We start from the raw sequence: 15,516 nt of genomic DNA, 5'->3' as shown, positions 1-15,516 counted from the left end.
ATGGCAATGAATAAAGTAAAAATAAATAGCGACGTAGAGTTAAAAGACCGCTTGGTTGCAATCAACCGTGTAACAAAAGTTACAAAAGGTGGTAGAACATTTACATTTGCAGCAATTGTTGTAGTAGGTGACGGAAATGGAGTTATTGGTTACGGACTAGGTAAAGCTGGTGAAGTAACTGCTGCTATTGCTAAAGGAGTAGAAGCTGCAAAGAAGAACTTAGTAAAGGTCCCTGTATTAAAAGGAACTATTCCTCATGAAGTAGAGGCACGTTATAGTGGTGCTAAGGTATTCTTACGTCCAGCTGCTGCCGGTACAGGACTAGTTGCAGGTGGTGCGATGCGTGCTGTTCTTGATAGCGTAGGTGTAAAGGATATCCTTGCAAAATCAAAGGGTTCTTCAAATCCTCACAACCTTGTAAAAGCTACAATTGAAGCATTAAGCAATGTTCGTGATGCCTACACTATTGCAGGTGTTCGTGGAATTAGTATGGAAAAAGTATTTAACGGATAAGGAGTAAATATATGGCAACAATTAAAATCAAACAAATAAAGAGTGGAATTGGTTATCCAAAAGACCAAAAAGCTACACTTGTTGCATTAGGACTTCGTAAGATCTCTCAAGTTGTTGAGATCGAAGATACTCCTTCTATGCGCGGAATGCTTCGTAAAGTACATCATCTTGTAAGTGTAGTTGAATAATAAATTTAAATTAGATTAATTATGAAATTAAATACATTGAAACCTGCTGCAGGGTCAACTCATTCACGTCGTCGTCTTGGTCGTGGACCAGGATCTGGCTTGGGTGGTACTTCTACACGTGGACACAAAGGTGCTAAGGCTCGTTCTGGTTACAAAAGAAAAATCGGTTTCGAAGGTGGTCAGATGCCATTGCAACGTCGTATTCCTAAAGGTGGATTTAAGAACATTAATCACAAAGAATATTTTGCAGTAAACCTTTCTGTTCTTCAAGAACTAGCAGAAAACAAGAATCTAACTAAAGTAGGATTAGCAGAACTAGTTGACGCAGGTCTTACAAATGGTAAGAAACTTGTTAAGATCCTAGGTAACGGAGAATTAAAAGCAAAATTGGAAGTAGAAGCTCATGCTTTTTCTAAAACTGCAGAAGAAGCTATCAAAGCAGTAGGTGGTAACACAACTATAATCTAAGAAATGAAAAAGTTTATTGAGACACTAAAGAACTGTTGGAAGGTAGAAGACCTTAGACAAAGGATTCTTATCACCCTTCTATTTACTGCGATTTATCGCTTTGGCTCGTTTGTTGTTCTTCCCGGAATAAATCCAGGCCAATTGGAGAAACTTCAATCACAGACAGCCGGTGGCTTGATGTCACTGTTGGACATGTTCTCTGGTGGAGCATTTTCTAATGCATCTATTTTTGCATTGGGTATAATGCCTTACATCTCAGCTTCTATTGTAATGCAACTCTTAGCCATAGCTGTACCTTATTTCCAAAAGATGCAGCGTGAAGGCGAAAGCGGACGCAAAAAGATAAATTGGTATACACGTTTGCTTACTATTGGAATTCTTTTATTCCAAGCACCGTCATACCTTATTAACCTCAAATACCAGGCAAGCCAAGCATTGGCTTCTGGTATTTCTTGGGAGGTTTTCATGATTCCAGCAACAATCATTCTTGCAGCTGGAAGTATGTTTATCTTGTGGCTAGGAGAAAGAATTACCGATAAAGGTATAGGAAACGGAGTTTCAATTATCATTATGATTGGTATTATAGCTCGTCTTCCCCAAGCTTTCGCACAAGAAGTTGGTTCACGTTTCCAAGCAATCACAGGTGGTGGTCTAGTTATGTTTATTGTAGAACTACTTATCCTTTACGGAGTAGTATGTGCTGCAATCCTACTAACACAAGGAACACGTAAGGTGCCTGTACAATATGCTAAGCGTGTTGTTGGAAATAAACAATATGGTGGTGCTAGACAATACATCCCATTGAAGTTATTTGCAGCAAATGTAATGCCTATTATTTTTGCGCAAGCTCTAATGTTTATACCTTTAATGTTGGTTAGATTCCAATCAGATAACTCTTCAAGCATCGTACATTCGTTGATGGATAACCACAGCTTATTGTACAACTGTATTTATGTATTCTTGATTATTGCTTTTACATATTTCTATACAGCAATAACATTGAATCCAACACAGATGGCAGAAGATATGAAACGTAACAACGGTTTCATTCCAGGAATCAAGCCCGGTAAAGATACTGCAGACTACATTGAGGAGATAATGTCTCGAATAACCTTGCCAGGTTCACTCTTTATAGCTTTCATTGCTGTTATGCCTGCATTAGCATCATTAGTAAATGTGCAGAATGCGTTCTCACAATTCTTTGGAGGTACTTCTCTTTTAATTCTTGTAGGTGTTGTAATGGATACTCTACAACAAATAGAAAGTCACCTTATGATGCGTCATTATGATGGCCTATTAAATTCAGGTCATACTCGTAACGCAGGACTTGCAGCATATTAGAATACATCTCTATAATGGAGATATTTCTAAAAACCGAAGATGAGATATTGCTAGTGAAGCGTGCTAGTCAGCTAGTAAGCAAAACACTTGCTGAATTAGCGACGATAATTCGTCCAGGGATTAGCACGCTTCAATTAGATACTTTAGCAGAAACCTTCATCCGAGATCATGGAGGTATTCCAATACTAAAAGATTTTCCAAATCCATTTGGCAAACCTTTCCCCGCAGCAATTTGTACTTCTCGAAATGCAATTGTAGCACATGGAATACCAAGTAAGAACGAAATCATACAGAATGGTGATATCATTTCTGTTGATTGTGCTCTTTCACTCGATGGTTATTGTGGTGACAGCTGCTATACATTCCAAGTCGGAGATGTTCATCCACGAATGCAGTATTTAGTTGAAAATACTAAAGAAGCTTTGAAAAGAGCAATTCACTCAGTTGTAGAGGGCGGACATCTTCAAGACATTGGAAATGCAATTCAAAAGTTTTCAGAGAGAAAAGGATTAGGAATTGTTCGAGAGTTAACAGGACATGGACTAGGAAAAGAATTGCATGAAGGTCCACAAATTACTAATTATGGTAATAGAGGAGAAGGGCCTTTATTAAAAAGTGGTCTAACACTTGCTATAGAACCGATGCTTACTTTGGGAAATGCAAAGATAGGATTGCTACCAGATAAATGGGGAGTAATAACTCTTGATGGACAACCATCAGCACATTTTGAGCATACAATTGCAATTCACGAAGGACAAACAGAGGTTTTATCCTCATTTGACGAAATAGAAAAGATAGAAAGAGAAAATCATTAAATATGGCAAAACAATCTGCGATAGAACAAGACGGAACAATTGTTGAAGCATTATCTAATGCAATGTTTCGTGTAGAATTAGAAAATGGATGTCCTATTACAGCTCACATCTCAGGTAAGATGCGTATGCACTACATCAAGATTTTACCAGGAGATAAAGTTAAAGTAGAGATGAGTCCTTATGATTTGACAAAGGGACGTATCGTTTTCCGATATAAATAAAATAGAAATATGAAGACAAGAGCATCGTTAAAAAAACGCTCAGCAGACTGCAAAATTGTACGTCGTAAGGGTCGTTTATTCGTAATTAACAAGAAAAATCCTAAGTTTAAAACACGTCAGGGTTAATTTAGTTGGAAGTTTTAATAAAAAATCGTATCTTTGCGAGCGATTAGATTTAAAATTAAAAAATCAACTAATAAAAAGTTAAGGTTTAATCAGTTTTAATTATTAAAATTACAAATGGCAATAAGAATTGTTGGAGTAGATTTGCCCCAAAATAAGCGTGGCGAAATCGCATTGACTTATGTTTATGGCATTGGTCGAAGTAGTTCAGCAAAGATATTGGATAAAGCCGGCGTGAGCCGCGACTTGAAGGTTAGTGAATGGACTGACGATCAAGCAGCTAAAATCCGTGAAATTATCGGCGCTGAATTCAAAGTAGAAGGTGATCTCCGTTCAGAGATCCAAATGAACATCAAGCGTTTGATGGATATTGGTTGTTATCGTGGTATTCGTCACCGTAATGGTCTTCCTGTTCGTGGTCAAAGTACGAAGAATAATGCTCGTACTCGTAAGGGTAAGAAGAAGACTGTTGCTAATAAGAAGAAAGCTACTAAGTAAAAATAGTTGAAAAGTTAATATAGTAGCTCTATATTTTTGAGCAACCCTATTAATACTTTCCACTTTTAAACTAAAAGTAATTATGGCAAAGAAAGCAGCAACATCTAAGAAAAGAAATGTGAGAGTTGACGCAGTTGGTCAACTTCATGTTCATAGTTCATTCAATAATATTATCGTATCTTTAGCTAACGGAGAAGGACAAGTTATCTCTTGGTCTTCTGCAGGTAAGATGGGCTTCCGTGGTTCTAAGAAGAATACACCATACGCAGCTCAAATGGCTGGTGAAGATTGTGCTAAAGTAGCTTTTGATCTTGGTTTAAGAAAGGTTAAAGCTTACGTTAAAGGTCCAGGTAACGGACGTGAGTCTGCAATCCGTGCAGTGCATGGTTCTGGAATTGAAGTTACAGAAATTATCGACGTTACACCATTACCACACAATGGTTGCCGTCCTCCAAAGAGAAGAAAAGTATAATCCTTATTCTGAGGTTTATATAAAAAGAAATTATTTAAAAGCACATTATAATTAATTATGGCTAGATATATAGGTCCGAAATCTAAGATTGCACGCCGTTTTGGTGAACCCATTTTCGGTGCTGACAAAGTTTTGTCCAAGAGAAACTTCCCTCCTGGACAGCATGGCAACAACCGTCGTAAGAAGATGTCTGAGTACGGTGTCATGTTGGCAGAGAAGCAAAAGGCTAAATATACTTACGGCGTTCTAGAACGTCAGTTCCGTAACTTGTTCGAGAAAGCAGCTAAGGCTTCAGGTATTACCGGTGAAGTTTTGCTACAACTTCTAGAGTCTCGTCTTGATAATGTTGTGTTCCGTATGGGTCTTGCACCTACACGTGCAGCTGCTCGTCAGCTAGTTGGACACAAACATATCATCGTAGATGGTAGTGTTGTAAACATTCCTTCATACTCAGTAAAACCAGGTCAAGTTATTGGTGTTCGTGAAAAGGCTAAATCTCTAGAAGTTATTGAAACAGCTCTAGCAGGTTTTAACCACAGCAAATATCCTTGGATTGAATGGGATAACGCTACAAAGAGCGGTAAATTCTTGCATACTCCTGAGAGAGCAGATATTCCTGAGAACATTAAGGAACAATTAATCGTTGAGTTGTACTCTAAATAAATCATTAAATTAATGGCGATATTAGCATTTCAAAAACCTGATAAAGTTGTAATGCTGGAGGCAAACGACAAGTTCGGAAAGTTCGAGTTCCGTCCTTTAGAGCCTGGCTTTGGTGTTACTATTGGTAACGCTTTGCGCCGCATCCTTCTTTCATCACTTGAAGGTTTCGCAATCAACACAATCAAAATTGGTGGTGTTGAGCACGAATTCTCTTCAGTTCCTGGTGTAAAGGAAGATGTTACCAACATTATCTTGAATTTAAAACAAGTAAGATTCAAGCAAGTAGTAGATGAATTCGAGAATGAGAAAGTTAGTATCACAGTCGAGAACACAACAGAGTTCAAGGCTGGCGATATGGGTAAGTATCTGACTGGATTTGAAGTGTTAAACCCTGATTTGGTGATTTGTCATTTAGATGCCAAAGCATCGATGCAGATAGACATTACAATTAACAAGGGACGTGGTTATGTTCCTGCTGATGAGAATCGTCAATACAGCACCGATGTCAATGTTCTCCCAATCGATTCTATCTACACCCCAATCCGTAATGTAAAATATTCAGTAGAGCCTTATCGTGTTGAACAAAAGACCGACTACGATAAACTCGTATTAGAAGTTACAACGGATGGTTCCATAAGTCCTAAAGATGCACTTAAAGAAGCAGCTAAGATACTTATTTATCACTTCATGTTGTTCTCTGATGAAAAGATTACTCTTGAAAATCCAGAGCAAGACAGCAATGATGAATTCGATGAAGAAGTATTACATATGCGCCAATTGTTAAAGACTAAGTTGGTTGATATGAATCTTTCTGTTCGTGCGTTGAATTGCTTAAAGGCAGCAGATGTTGAAACATTAGGCGACCTTGTACAATTCAATAAGACAGATCTTCTTAAGTTCCGCAACTTTGGTAAGAAATCGCTTTCTGAGCTTGATGATTTGCTCGAGAGTCTGAATCTATCTTTTGGAACAGATATTTCAAAGTATAAATTAGACAGAGAATAAGAAATTATGATAGCATGCAGTTGTTTTTTATGACCGACTAGCAATTGCAAGCTATTTATATAGATCTTTTCTCATCTTAAAAATTAAAACAAATAATGAGACACAATAAAAAATTCAACCATTTGGGTCGTACTGCATCTCACCGTAGTGCTATGCTTGCAAACATGGCTATCTCGTTGATTATGCACAAAAGAATCACTACGACTCTTGCAAAAGCAAAAGCTCTTAAGAAATATGTAGAGCCTTTGATCACACGTTCAAAGGAAGATACAACAAACTCACGTCGTGTTGTTTTCCGTTACTTGCAAAATAAATATGCTGTAACAGAGCTTTTCAAAGAAATTTCAACAAAAGTTGCTGACCGTCCAGGTGGTTACACTCGTGTAATCAAGTTGGGTACACGTCAAGGTGACGCTGCTGAAATGGCATTTATCGAGCTTGTTGACTACAATGAAAACATGGCAAAAGCTCCTAAAGCTGCTAAGAAAACACGTCGTAGCCGTAAGACTACTGCAACAAAAGAAGCTGCAGCTCCTGAAGCAACAGCTGAAAAGGTTGAAGAAGCAACAGCAGAATAATTGCTTGTTATGCAAATATGATATAAGAGGGAAACATGAAATATTGTTTCCCTCTTTCTTTTTGTCCTATTGTTAGGTTGCTTAATGTTGGCAAAACAGATAGTTCTTTTGTCATTTTCTTATTTCTTAATCTATTACATACTAGTCTCTTACTTTTATTTCAGGCTTTGATTAGAGCTGTCTTTTATTCTTTTATGTCCTATTCTCTTATGTCTTTTGAGCAAAGAGGAGAGAGGTATAGGAATAAAAAAAGCGATAATAAAGCCTCTCAACACAGATCATTTTCTTCAAAAGTTTGACTTTTAGAGATAAAGTTGTATCTTTGTTGAGTAGAGAGATGTGTTTCTTCAGTGGCTCACCTTGTTGAAAGAGAACCAATAACTTTCTACGTTATCTAAAACCAATAACTAATCATAACTTAAACGTAAAAATATCATGTTAAAGAAAAATCTACTTTTAACCCTTCTTGCAGTATTTTCACTCCTTGCAATCACCACTTCTTGCGAAAAGACTACCTGGGAATGGGAACCAATGCAGCTTGTTTCAGACACCAATCTTAAAGGTCAAAACACCATTTTAGTGCCTGCAGAGGGTGGAACAATTCACGTAACCTGCACCAACTACGAGTCATTCTGGTTCTCTGAAAATTCAGTTACAGTTGATGGACAACCATTTAAAGCTCCCAATTCAACAGCTATTTCCCCCGTTTTATCAACTCCTTGGCTTAAAGCAGCTGTCAAAAAGAACGTGATGACTGTTGTGGTTGAGCCAAATACCACCTCAAAGGTGCGCACAACAAGATTTGAAATTACAGCAGGAGATATTTTTGCTTGGCTTACATTTGAGCAAGAAGCAAAAAAATAATGAATAAGATTTAGAGCTTTATTCTTTTATGTCCTATTCTCTTATATCTTTTGAGCAAAGAGGAGAGAGGTATAGGAATAAAAAAGCGATAATAAAGCCTCTCAACACAGATTATTTTCTTCAAAAGTTTGACTTTTAGAGATAAACTTGTATCTTTGTGGAGTAGAGAGGTATGTTTCTTCAGTGGATCATCTTGTTGAAAGAGAACCAATAACTTTCTACGTTATCTAAAAACAATAACTAATCATAACTTAAACGTAAAATATCATGTTAAAGAAAAATCTACTTTTAACCCTTCTTGCAGTATTTTCGCTCCTTGCAATCACCACTTCTTGCGAAAAGACTGAACCTATACATCTTGTTTCAGACACCAATCTTAAAGGTCAAAACACCATTTCTGTGCCTGCAGAGGGTGGAACAATTCACGTAACCTGCACCAACTACGAGTCATTCTCGGTCGATCAATATTCATTTACAGTTGATAGACATCCATTTAAAGATCCCAATTCAACAACTATTTCCCCCGTTTCATTAACTCCTTGGCTTAAAACAACTGTCAATAAGAACGTGATGACTGTTGTATTTGAGCCAAATACCACCTCAAAGGTGCGCATAACAATATTTGAATTTACAGCAGGAGACGTTCGTACTCGGCTTAGATTTGAGCAAGAAGCAAAAAAATAATGAATAAGATTTAGAGCTTTATTCTTTTGTTTCGTCTTCATCTTCATTCTGCATTAAATTTATTATCTTTGCATAAATAGCGCCATGCCTGCTTGTTTGTAGGCAGATGGCATAATTTACAACGATTTATTATGGCAGTTAAAGATAAAGGACTCACCCCAATGATGAAGCAATTTTTCACATTTAAGCATCAACATCCAGATGCAATATTGCTTTTTCGTTGTGGAGATTTCTACGAAACATATTCACAAGACGCTGTAGAAGCATCGAAGATATTAGGGATAACGCTCACCAAACGAAACAATGGCGGCTCATCTGCGGTTACAGAGATGGCTGGTTTCCCTCACCATGCTTTGGATACTTATCTTCCAAAGCTTGTTCGTGCGGGACGACGAGTGGCTATTTGCGACCAATTAGAAGACCCCAAACTAACAAAAAAGCTTGTTAAACGTGGTATAACCGAACTGGTTACGCCCGGAGTTGCATTGGCAGACAATGTATTAAACTATAAAGAAAACAACTTTTTAGCTGCCATTCATTTCGGAAAAGCCTCTTGTGGTGTTGCATTTCTCGACATCTCAACAGGCGAATTCTTAACAGGAGAAGGCTCATACGATACAATAGAGAAGTTGTTGGTGAACTTTTCGCCCAAAGAAGTGTTGTTCGATAGAGATAATAAGCAACAGTTCAACCAATATTTTGGCGATAAATATTGCACATTCGAGCTTGATGATTGGGTTTTTACCGAATCAACAGCCCGTCAAAAGCTATTGAAGCACTTCGGAACACAAACACTTAAAGGTTTCGGAATCGACCATCTTGTCAATGGAATCATCGCTTCTGGGGCCATTATGCAGTATCTTGAAATCACCCAACACACCAATATCAGTCACATAACATCCATCTCTCGCATAGAAGAAGACCGTTATGTGCGCCTCGATAAATTCACTATTCGCAGCTTAGAGCTCATCAATTCGATGCACGAAGGCGGTAGTTCATTGCTCAATGTTATTGATAACACCATCACACCAATGGGTAGTCGCATGCTCAAACGCTGGTTAGTATTCCCATTGAAAGAGCAAAAAGCAATAGAACAACGCCTTAATGTGGTAGAACACATCTATAATAGTGAAGACTTTGAGCAGGTGTTGTCCGACCAACTTCATCGTATTGGCGACTTAGAGCGCATCATTTCTCGTGTAGCAGTGGGCAGAGTGTCTCCTAGAGAGGTTGTTCAATTGCGCTATGCACTCGACGCTATCGAGCCAATTAAGGCGGCTTGTGTGGCTTCAAAGAACGAATCTTTAGTGCGAATGGGCGAACAAATCACCCTATGCGAGTCTATTCGTGCTCGAATAGCAAAAGAAATCACCTCCGACCCACCACAACTTGTGAACAAAGGAGGCGTTATTGCCGATGGGGTGAACGCCGAGTTAGACGAGTTAAGAGCAATATCTCACTCAGGAAAAGACTATCTTTTGCACATTCAAGAGCGTGAAGTAGAGCAAACAGGCATTTCTTCTTTGAAGATAGGCTATAACAATGTGTTTGGATATTACCTCGAAGTGCGCAACATGCACAAAGATAAAGTGCCCCAAGAGTGGGTTCGTAAGCAGACTCTTGCGCAGGCAGAACGCTATATTACACAAGAGTTGAAAGAGTATGAAGAGAAGATTTTAGGTGCAGAAGATAAGATTTTGGCACTCGAAGCGCAAATCTTTAACGACCTGATAGTGGCTCTTCAAGAGTTTATTCCACAAATACAAATCAATGCCAACATCATTGCTCGCATCGATTGTTTGCACTCTTTCGCTTCAGTAGCACAGTCGAACCATTATGTTCGACCAGAGATTAACACCACAGAAGTGCTCGATATCAAGGCAGGAAGACACCCAGTTATCGAAATGCAACTACCTATTGGAGAGCGTTATGTGCCCAATGACATTCTGCTCGATAGCGAAAAGCAGCAAATTATGATGATTACAGGTCCTAATATGGCGGGTAAATCAGCTCTTTTGCGCCAAACTGCCCTCATAGTGCTATTGGCTCAGGTCGGAAGTTTCGTGCCTGCACATAGTGCAAGCATAGGTGTTGTAGACAAAATCTTCACCCGTGTAGGGGCAAGCGATAACATATCGGTGGGCGAATCAACCTTTATGGTAGAGATGACAGAGGCTGCAAACATCCTCAATAACGTGTCTTCACGTTCTCTTATCTTGTTCGATGAGTTGGGAAGAGGCACATCTACCTATGATGGAATAAGCATTGCGTGGGCCATTGTCGAGTATCTTCACGAGCAACCAAAGGCAAGAGCACGCACACTTTTTGCCACTCACTACCACGAACTCAATGAGATGGAGAAGCGATTCGAGCGCATTAAGAACTTCAATGTAAGTGTGAAAGAAGCCAATGGCAAAGTGATGTTTATGCGAAAGCTGGTAGAAGGCGGTTCAGAACACTCGTTTGGTATTCACGTTGCCGACATTGCTGGCATGCCAAAGAGCATTGTTAAGCGTGCAAATGTTATTTTGAAACAGCTCGAAAAGAACAACGATCAAGTGGGAGAGGTATCGAAGAACGCTATAAATAAGCTCGATGAGCCTAACGAAAACGTACAACTTAGCTTCTTTAAGTTAGACGATCCAGTGCTCATTCAGATACGAGATGAGTTCTTACACCTCGATATTAACAACTTAACTCCCGTTGAAGCACTCAATAAATTAAACGATATTAAGAAGATTGTCAAAGGATAAAGCGTCCTTTATAATCGTCTTTTAGCTATTGCCACATTGCATTTGCAGTGTGGCATTGTTCTTTTGGTGCGGTAATAGCAGTGCTTTTGCAGTGTAATATCAATGCTTTTAGGGTGCAATATCATTGCTTTTAAACTTTAATAGTGGTGCTTTTACATTCAATTCTCGCAAAAATATACTACCTTTGCCCATCTATGACACATCAAACGCATACATTTTCCAACGGATTACGCCTGGTTTGCGTTCCTCATTCATCACAAGTGGTGTATTGTGGATATTACATTAAGGCAGGAACAAGAGATGAGTTGAGCCACGAAGAGGGCTTAGCGCATTTCTGTGAGCACATGTCTTTCAAAGGCACAGCAAAGCGTTCGGCACGTAATATCATCAACAGTTTGGAGCAATATGGTGGCGATTTAAATGCTTTTACAACCAAAGAAACAACCGTTTATCATGCAGCGATATTGTCGAAGCATGTTTATAAGGCTGTAGAAGTGCTTACCGACATGGTATTTAACAGCGTTTATCCACAAAAAGAGATAGCAAAAGAGGTAGAAGTGATTTGCGATGAGATAGAGAGTTATAACGATTCACCCTCAGAACTCATTTACGATTATTTCGAACAAGAGCTTTTTGGCAGTGCAGCCTTGGGTCATAACATTTTGGGAAAGGCCGAAAATGTGCGACAATTCACCACTGCCGATGCCCAAAGATTTACACAACGAATGTATCAACCCAGTAATATGGTGTTCTTTGTGTATGGAGATATCGACTTTAAACGATTGGTTCAGCAACTCGATAAGCTAACAAGTGTTTTCCCAGAGGCTACTCCTTATTTGCAAAAGGATGCGCTTTTGCCTACCGATATATCGAAAACAACGGGCGTAGAAGGCACTCAAAAGGTCATAAAACGCAACACCCACCAATGCCATGTCATGATAGGTGCCAAGTCGTTTAGCGTGTATAACAAGCAGCGTGTGGTGCTTTATTTGTTGAATAACATATTAGGTGGACCAGGAATGAACGCTCGTTTATCTATTGCTTTGCGTGAAAAACGAGGCTTAGTGTATAGTGTTGATAGCTCGATGGTGTGTTATAGCGACGTAGGAGTGTGGAGTGTGTACTTTGGTTGCGACCCTCACGACCTTAAAAAGTGCATCGCCTTGGTGAAAAAAGAAATGCAACGCCTATGCGACACCATGCTAACAGCCAAGCAAATTGCAAGCGCAAAGCAACAGTTAAAGGGGCAAATTGCAGTGTCATGTGATAGTAGAGAGAGCTTTGCACTCGACTTTTCAAAAGCCTATTTGTATTTTAATGAGATGAAGTCTATCGATGATTTGTTTGCCGAAATCGATGCTATTACACCTCAAGAGATTATGAATGTATCGAGAGAAATATTCGATCCCAATCGTTTATTCACCCTCATTTTAGAATAAAATAAAAGCTACTGCCTTTAAGCAGTAGCTTCTTTTTATTGCATAACGCCTTTTAGTTCTTCTAATCTAATGCCGTTTTGTATTCTAAGCGTTAAAGAATCGCCTTTAACAAGTTGTGATGTTGGAATGCTTAACAACGCTGGTTCAGTTACATTGTTGGTGGTTTCTTTGTTGCTAAACACCACCGTCCAAATATAATGTGTGTTGTTTCCCGTGCTCATTGCGTGCTTTTTTTCAGCAATAGAGATGTTAATGGGCTTGTCTTTTACATTCTCTAAGCGCATTGGAACAGTTAGTTGAACGTTCAAATACTTCTTATTCTTAGCAAAACTCGATGCAACATACAACACAGGGTCGCTCTTTACGTCTTCAGTTGTTTGTGTAACAGGTTGAAGAAGCATCATAGGAATGAAGCCTAAGATAGACTTTACCTGATCTTTTTCACGATAAGTAACTATTGCACGATAGAAAGTTTCAGTGCCAGTTAACCATGGATGTGTTGTAGGAAGCTTGACACTTGCTTTCTGATCATCGTCAAATACGATGTTTGCAGTTTGGTCTTGCTTGTTAATAGTTACCTCTGCGGCATCTCGTTTTAGGTAAGAATTGTTTCCATCTCCACCTTCAAAGGTGTTAGAAGTGCAGGCTGTTAATAGTACTAGGGCTGCACCAATAATAGATTTTATTTTCATATAGCTTTAAAATGATTAATTGCTGGGTTGGCATACATTGTTAATATACGCTCACGAAGATAGGCTTCATCTTTGTTTTCGATTTGAATTTTATTCAATTGACCAGCGATATAGCCTTCGAAAGATTGCTTTTCTTCGTGTGTGTAATAGTTACTATATTGGTTATTGTTCTCTAATAGGTCGAGAGCAATGTAGTTATTGGCAAACAAACGATAGTTAGCATGTATTTGTTGGTCGATGTGTTGTGCCACAGTTGCATAAAAATTGTTCTTAGAAAGTTCGCTGTCGAGCGATTCAAGGAATGGATCTATGCACTCTGCACAATGATAATGAATGCGACCTTTATAGCCCATGATGCCTGTTTGCATACTTAATATATCGTCTTGAGCACTCTTTTTATACTCAGGATTGTCTCTCTTTAGTTGGAACTCCATTGCCTTTAGATAGTCGCAAGGGTCGTATTCGTACGAAATAGCTAAGGGAACGATGTGCATTTCCTTTAGTTTATCTGCCAAAGAGCCTTCTCCTCCGATGGTAAGCATCTTCAAAAGAGCCTCTTGAGTGCGGTCGTTTGAATCCTTTGCTCTGCCTTCTCGTTGCGCAATCCAAATGTTTTCGCTTTTGTTGGTCATCACAAAATGCATGTAGTTAGATAGGCGTTTGCTGGCAATGAGCATCTGACGAGGGGACAAACCACGTTCAACAATGAACGATTTGTTCACTCTTACAAGGTCTTTTACCCATGGAAGAGATAGCAAGTTGTCGCCAATTGCAATCTCACAAGAGGTGTCAAAGCCTGCATCTATTAGTAATACGTCGAGAATTGCTGAGTCTAATACAATGTCACGGTGGTTACTTAAGAACGTGAAATGCTTGCTTTTGTCTATCGCATCGCTGTTAAATGAAACCGATTTAGATGTATTATTGAGCACCCGATACACGAAATGATAACTAAAAGCACGTTGAAATTCCATGCTGTTCTTTGCCTCTTTCATCTTTTGATGAAGCGTTTCAACGGGTATTTCAGGGAAGAAATAAGGCAAAACAGAGCGGAATTGCTCGCTACTAAATATCCTATCAATCGCCTCGGGCAATTCTTCTGGCTCGAAAGGGCGTATGTCTTTAAACTCTTCAGGTATCATCATATCTTTAAAGTATTTGATGTTTAAGATGAAAATGTTATGTTTTAGAATTGACGTTCTACGATGTTTGTAAGCACATCAGTCATGTTTAAGCCTGCAGCACGCACCTGTTGAGGAATGAAACTTGTTGCAGTCATACCAGGAGTGGTGTTGATTTCCAATAGATTGAGAACGTCATTGCCTTCTGAATCCTTGCTAATGATGTAGTCAATACGTATAATTCCGTTGCAACGTAATAGCGAATAGATTTCCTTTACTTGGTTAGCTACACGCTCTGCAGTGTCTGGTTGAAGGCGAGCAGGGGTGATTTCTTGCACCTGTCCGTTGTATTTTGCGTTGTAATCGAAGAACTCATTCTCTGTAACTACTTCGGTTGCAGGAAGCGAAACCAATCCTTCTTTAGTGGCATAGCAGCCTATTGAGATTTCAGTTCCTTGTAAAAAGCTTTCAATCATCACCTCATTGCTTTCGTTAAAGGCAAGCTCTAAGGCAGCAGGAATATCGCTTTTGGTCTTCACTTTCGATACTCCAAAGCTCGAACCGTCGGCTGCTGGCTTAATAAAGCAAGGCATTCCGAGTTCACTCTCAATCTTTTCTGCGTTTATTTTGTGTGCTTCGTCTTTGTAAACTACCATACTTTTAGCCACATTATAGCCAAAACCACGAAGGTAATTGTTCAAAACAAACTTGTTAAAGGTCATTGCTTCCACCAAAACACCAGAGGTAGAGTAGGGCAATTGAATCATATCAAAGTAGCCTTGAAGTAGTCCATTCTCACCAGGAGTGCCGTGAATCGTGATGTAAGCATAATCGAATGCCACCTTATTGCCATTTAACTCAAACGAGAAGTCGTTCTTATCAATTGGCAGTTGTTGGTTTTCTTCAACGTTCACCCACCATGCTTCTTTACTGATTTCAACGATATAAACGTTGTAACGCTCTTTATCGAAGAACGAATAAATACCTTGTGCCGAGCGTAAAGATACCTCGTGTTCTGATGAGTAGCCACCACATACAATGGCAATATTTCTTTTTTGAGTCATTTTTGCTTATTCTT

The 15,516-nt window shown here is 39.0% G+C and carries 19 protein-coding genes; 16 read left to right on the top strand and 3 right to left on the bottom strand.

Features of this window, described 5'->3' with window-relative positions; all coding sequences use genetic code 11:
- The 16 genes from rpsE to A3GM_RS0108595 all read left to right on the top strand — a co-directional run bounded on the left by rpsE (position 1) and on the right by A3GM_RS0108595 (position 12,625).
- The gene (gene rpsE / locus A3GM_RS0108675; RefSeq protein WP_009228684.1) at positions 1–513 is read left to right on the top strand and encodes a 30S ribosomal protein S5; all 513 of its coding nucleotides are present in this window, start codon (positions 1–3) and stop codon (positions 511–513) included.
- 11 nt (positions 514–524) lie between these two features.
- Complete coding sequence (gene rpmD, locus A3GM_RS0108670) at positions 525–701, top strand: 50S ribosomal protein L30 (protein ID WP_009228685.1); 177 nt, start codon at positions 525–527, stop codon at positions 699–701.
- A gap of 21 nt (positions 702–722) precedes the next feature.
- Positions 723–1,169, top strand: coding sequence for a 50S ribosomal protein L15 (gene rplO / locus A3GM_RS0108665; RefSeq protein ID WP_018362986.1), 447 nt, complete (start codon positions 723–725; stop codon positions 1,167–1,169).
- Positions 1,170–1,172: 3 nt separating this feature from the next.
- On the top strand, positions 1,173–2,510 hold the full coding sequence (gene secY, locus A3GM_RS0108660) for a preprotein translocase subunit SecY (RefSeq protein WP_018362985.1): 1,338 nt from the start codon (positions 1,173–1,175) through the stop codon (positions 2,508–2,510).
- Between the two features lie 14 nt (positions 2,511–2,524).
- Positions 2,525–3,325, top strand: a complete 801-nt coding sequence (gene map, locus A3GM_RS0108655) for a type I methionyl aminopeptidase (protein ID WP_018362984.1) — start codon at positions 2,525–2,527, stop codon at positions 3,323–3,325.
- A 2-nt stretch (positions 3,326–3,327) separates the two neighbouring features.
- Entirely contained in the window at positions 3,328–3,546 is a 219-nt protein-coding gene (gene infA / locus A3GM_RS0108650) for a translation initiation factor IF-1 (RefSeq protein ID WP_009160996.1), read from the top strand.
- A gap of 9 nt (positions 3,547–3,555) precedes the next feature.
- Positions 3,556–3,672: a type B 50S ribosomal protein L36 gene (gene ykgO / locus A3GM_RS0108645; RefSeq protein WP_009228689.1), complete on the top strand. Its 117-nt coding sequence runs from the start codon at positions 3,556–3,558 to the stop codon at positions 3,670–3,672.
- Positions 3,673–3,786: 114 nt separating this feature from the next.
- Entirely contained in the window at positions 3,787–4,167 is a 381-nt protein-coding gene (gene rpsM / locus A3GM_RS0108640) for a 30S ribosomal protein S13 (protein WP_009228690.1), read from the top strand.
- A gap of 82 nt (positions 4,168–4,249) precedes the next feature.
- Positions 4,250–4,639, top strand: coding sequence for a 30S ribosomal protein S11 (gene rpsK, locus A3GM_RS0108635; protein ID WP_009228691.1), 390 nt, complete (start codon positions 4,250–4,252; stop codon positions 4,637–4,639).
- Between the two features lie 57 nt (positions 4,640–4,696).
- Positions 4,697–5,302: a 30S ribosomal protein S4 gene (gene rpsD / locus A3GM_RS0108630; RefSeq protein WP_009228692.1), complete on the top strand. Its 606-nt coding sequence runs from the start codon at positions 4,697–4,699 to the stop codon at positions 5,300–5,302.
- A 12-nt stretch (positions 5,303–5,314) separates the two neighbouring features.
- Positions 5,315–6,307 carry a DNA-directed RNA polymerase subunit alpha gene (locus A3GM_RS0108625; protein WP_009228693.1) on the top strand — a complete coding sequence of 331 codons (993 nt, stop codon included), beginning with the start codon at positions 5,315–5,317 and terminating at the stop codon, positions 6,305–6,307.
- 95 nt (positions 6,308–6,402) lie between these two features.
- The gene (rplQ, locus tag A3GM_RS0108620) at positions 6,403–6,885 is read left to right on the top strand and encodes a 50S ribosomal protein L17 (protein WP_018362983.1); all 483 of its coding nucleotides are present in this window, start codon (positions 6,403–6,405) and stop codon (positions 6,883–6,885) included.
- A gap of 435 nt (positions 6,886–7,320) precedes the next feature.
- A complete protein-coding gene (locus tag A3GM_RS0108610) occupies positions 7,321–7,749 on the top strand; it encodes a hypothetical protein (RefSeq protein ID WP_018362981.1) in 429 nt (142 codons plus the stop codon).
- 267 nt (positions 7,750–8,016) lie between these two features.
- Positions 8,017–8,433: a hypothetical protein gene (locus A3GM_RS0108605; protein WP_018362980.1), complete on the top strand. Its 417-nt coding sequence runs from the start codon at positions 8,017–8,019 to the stop codon at positions 8,431–8,433.
- Between the two features lie 131 nt (positions 8,434–8,564).
- A complete protein-coding gene (gene mutS, locus A3GM_RS0108600) occupies positions 8,565–11,186 on the top strand; it encodes a DNA mismatch repair protein MutS (protein WP_018362979.1) in 2,622 nt (873 codons plus the stop codon).
- 194 nt (positions 11,187–11,380) lie between these two features.
- On the top strand, positions 11,381–12,625 hold the full coding sequence (locus tag A3GM_RS0108595) for a M16 family metallopeptidase (RefSeq protein WP_018362978.1): 1,245 nt from the start codon (positions 11,381–11,383) through the stop codon (positions 12,623–12,625).
- Positions 12,626–12,660: 35 nt separating this feature from the next.
- Here A3GM_RS0108595 and A3GM_RS0108590 read toward each other — a convergent pair whose 3' ends face one another.
- Genes A3GM_RS0108590 through A3GM_RS0108580 form a run of 3 tightly spaced genes read right to left on the bottom strand, consistent with a single transcriptional unit; the run spans position 12,661 to position 15,502 of the window.
- Positions 12,661–13,317 carry a hypothetical protein gene (locus A3GM_RS0108590; protein ID WP_018362977.1) on the bottom strand — a complete coding sequence of 219 codons (657 nt, stop codon included), beginning with the start codon at positions 13,315–13,317 and terminating at the stop codon, positions 12,661–12,663.
- Complete coding sequence (locus A3GM_RS0108585; RefSeq protein ID WP_025829960.1) at positions 13,314–14,462, bottom strand: 1-acyl-sn-glycerol-3-phosphate acyltransferase; 1,149 nt, start codon at positions 14,460–14,462, stop codon at positions 13,314–13,316. The genes A3GM_RS0108590 and A3GM_RS0108585 overlap by 4 nt, the downstream gene beginning before the upstream one ends.
- 41 nt (positions 14,463–14,503) lie before the next feature.
- Positions 14,504–15,502: a D-alanine--D-alanine ligase gene (locus A3GM_RS0108580; RefSeq protein WP_018362975.1), complete on the bottom strand. Its 999-nt coding sequence runs from the start codon at positions 15,500–15,502 to the stop codon at positions 14,504–14,506.
- Between the last annotated feature and the right edge of the window lie 14 nt (positions 15,503–15,516).

The sequence above is a fragment of the Hoylesella nanceiensis DSM 19126 = JCM 15639 genome (genome assembly GCF_000379965.1).
Classification (GTDB): Bacteria; Bacteroidota; Bacteroidia; order Bacteroidales; family Bacteroidaceae; genus Prevotella; species Prevotella nanceiensis.
Note: the sequence above shows the minus strand (reverse complement) of the source record. Positions and strands in the feature narration are given on the sequence as shown.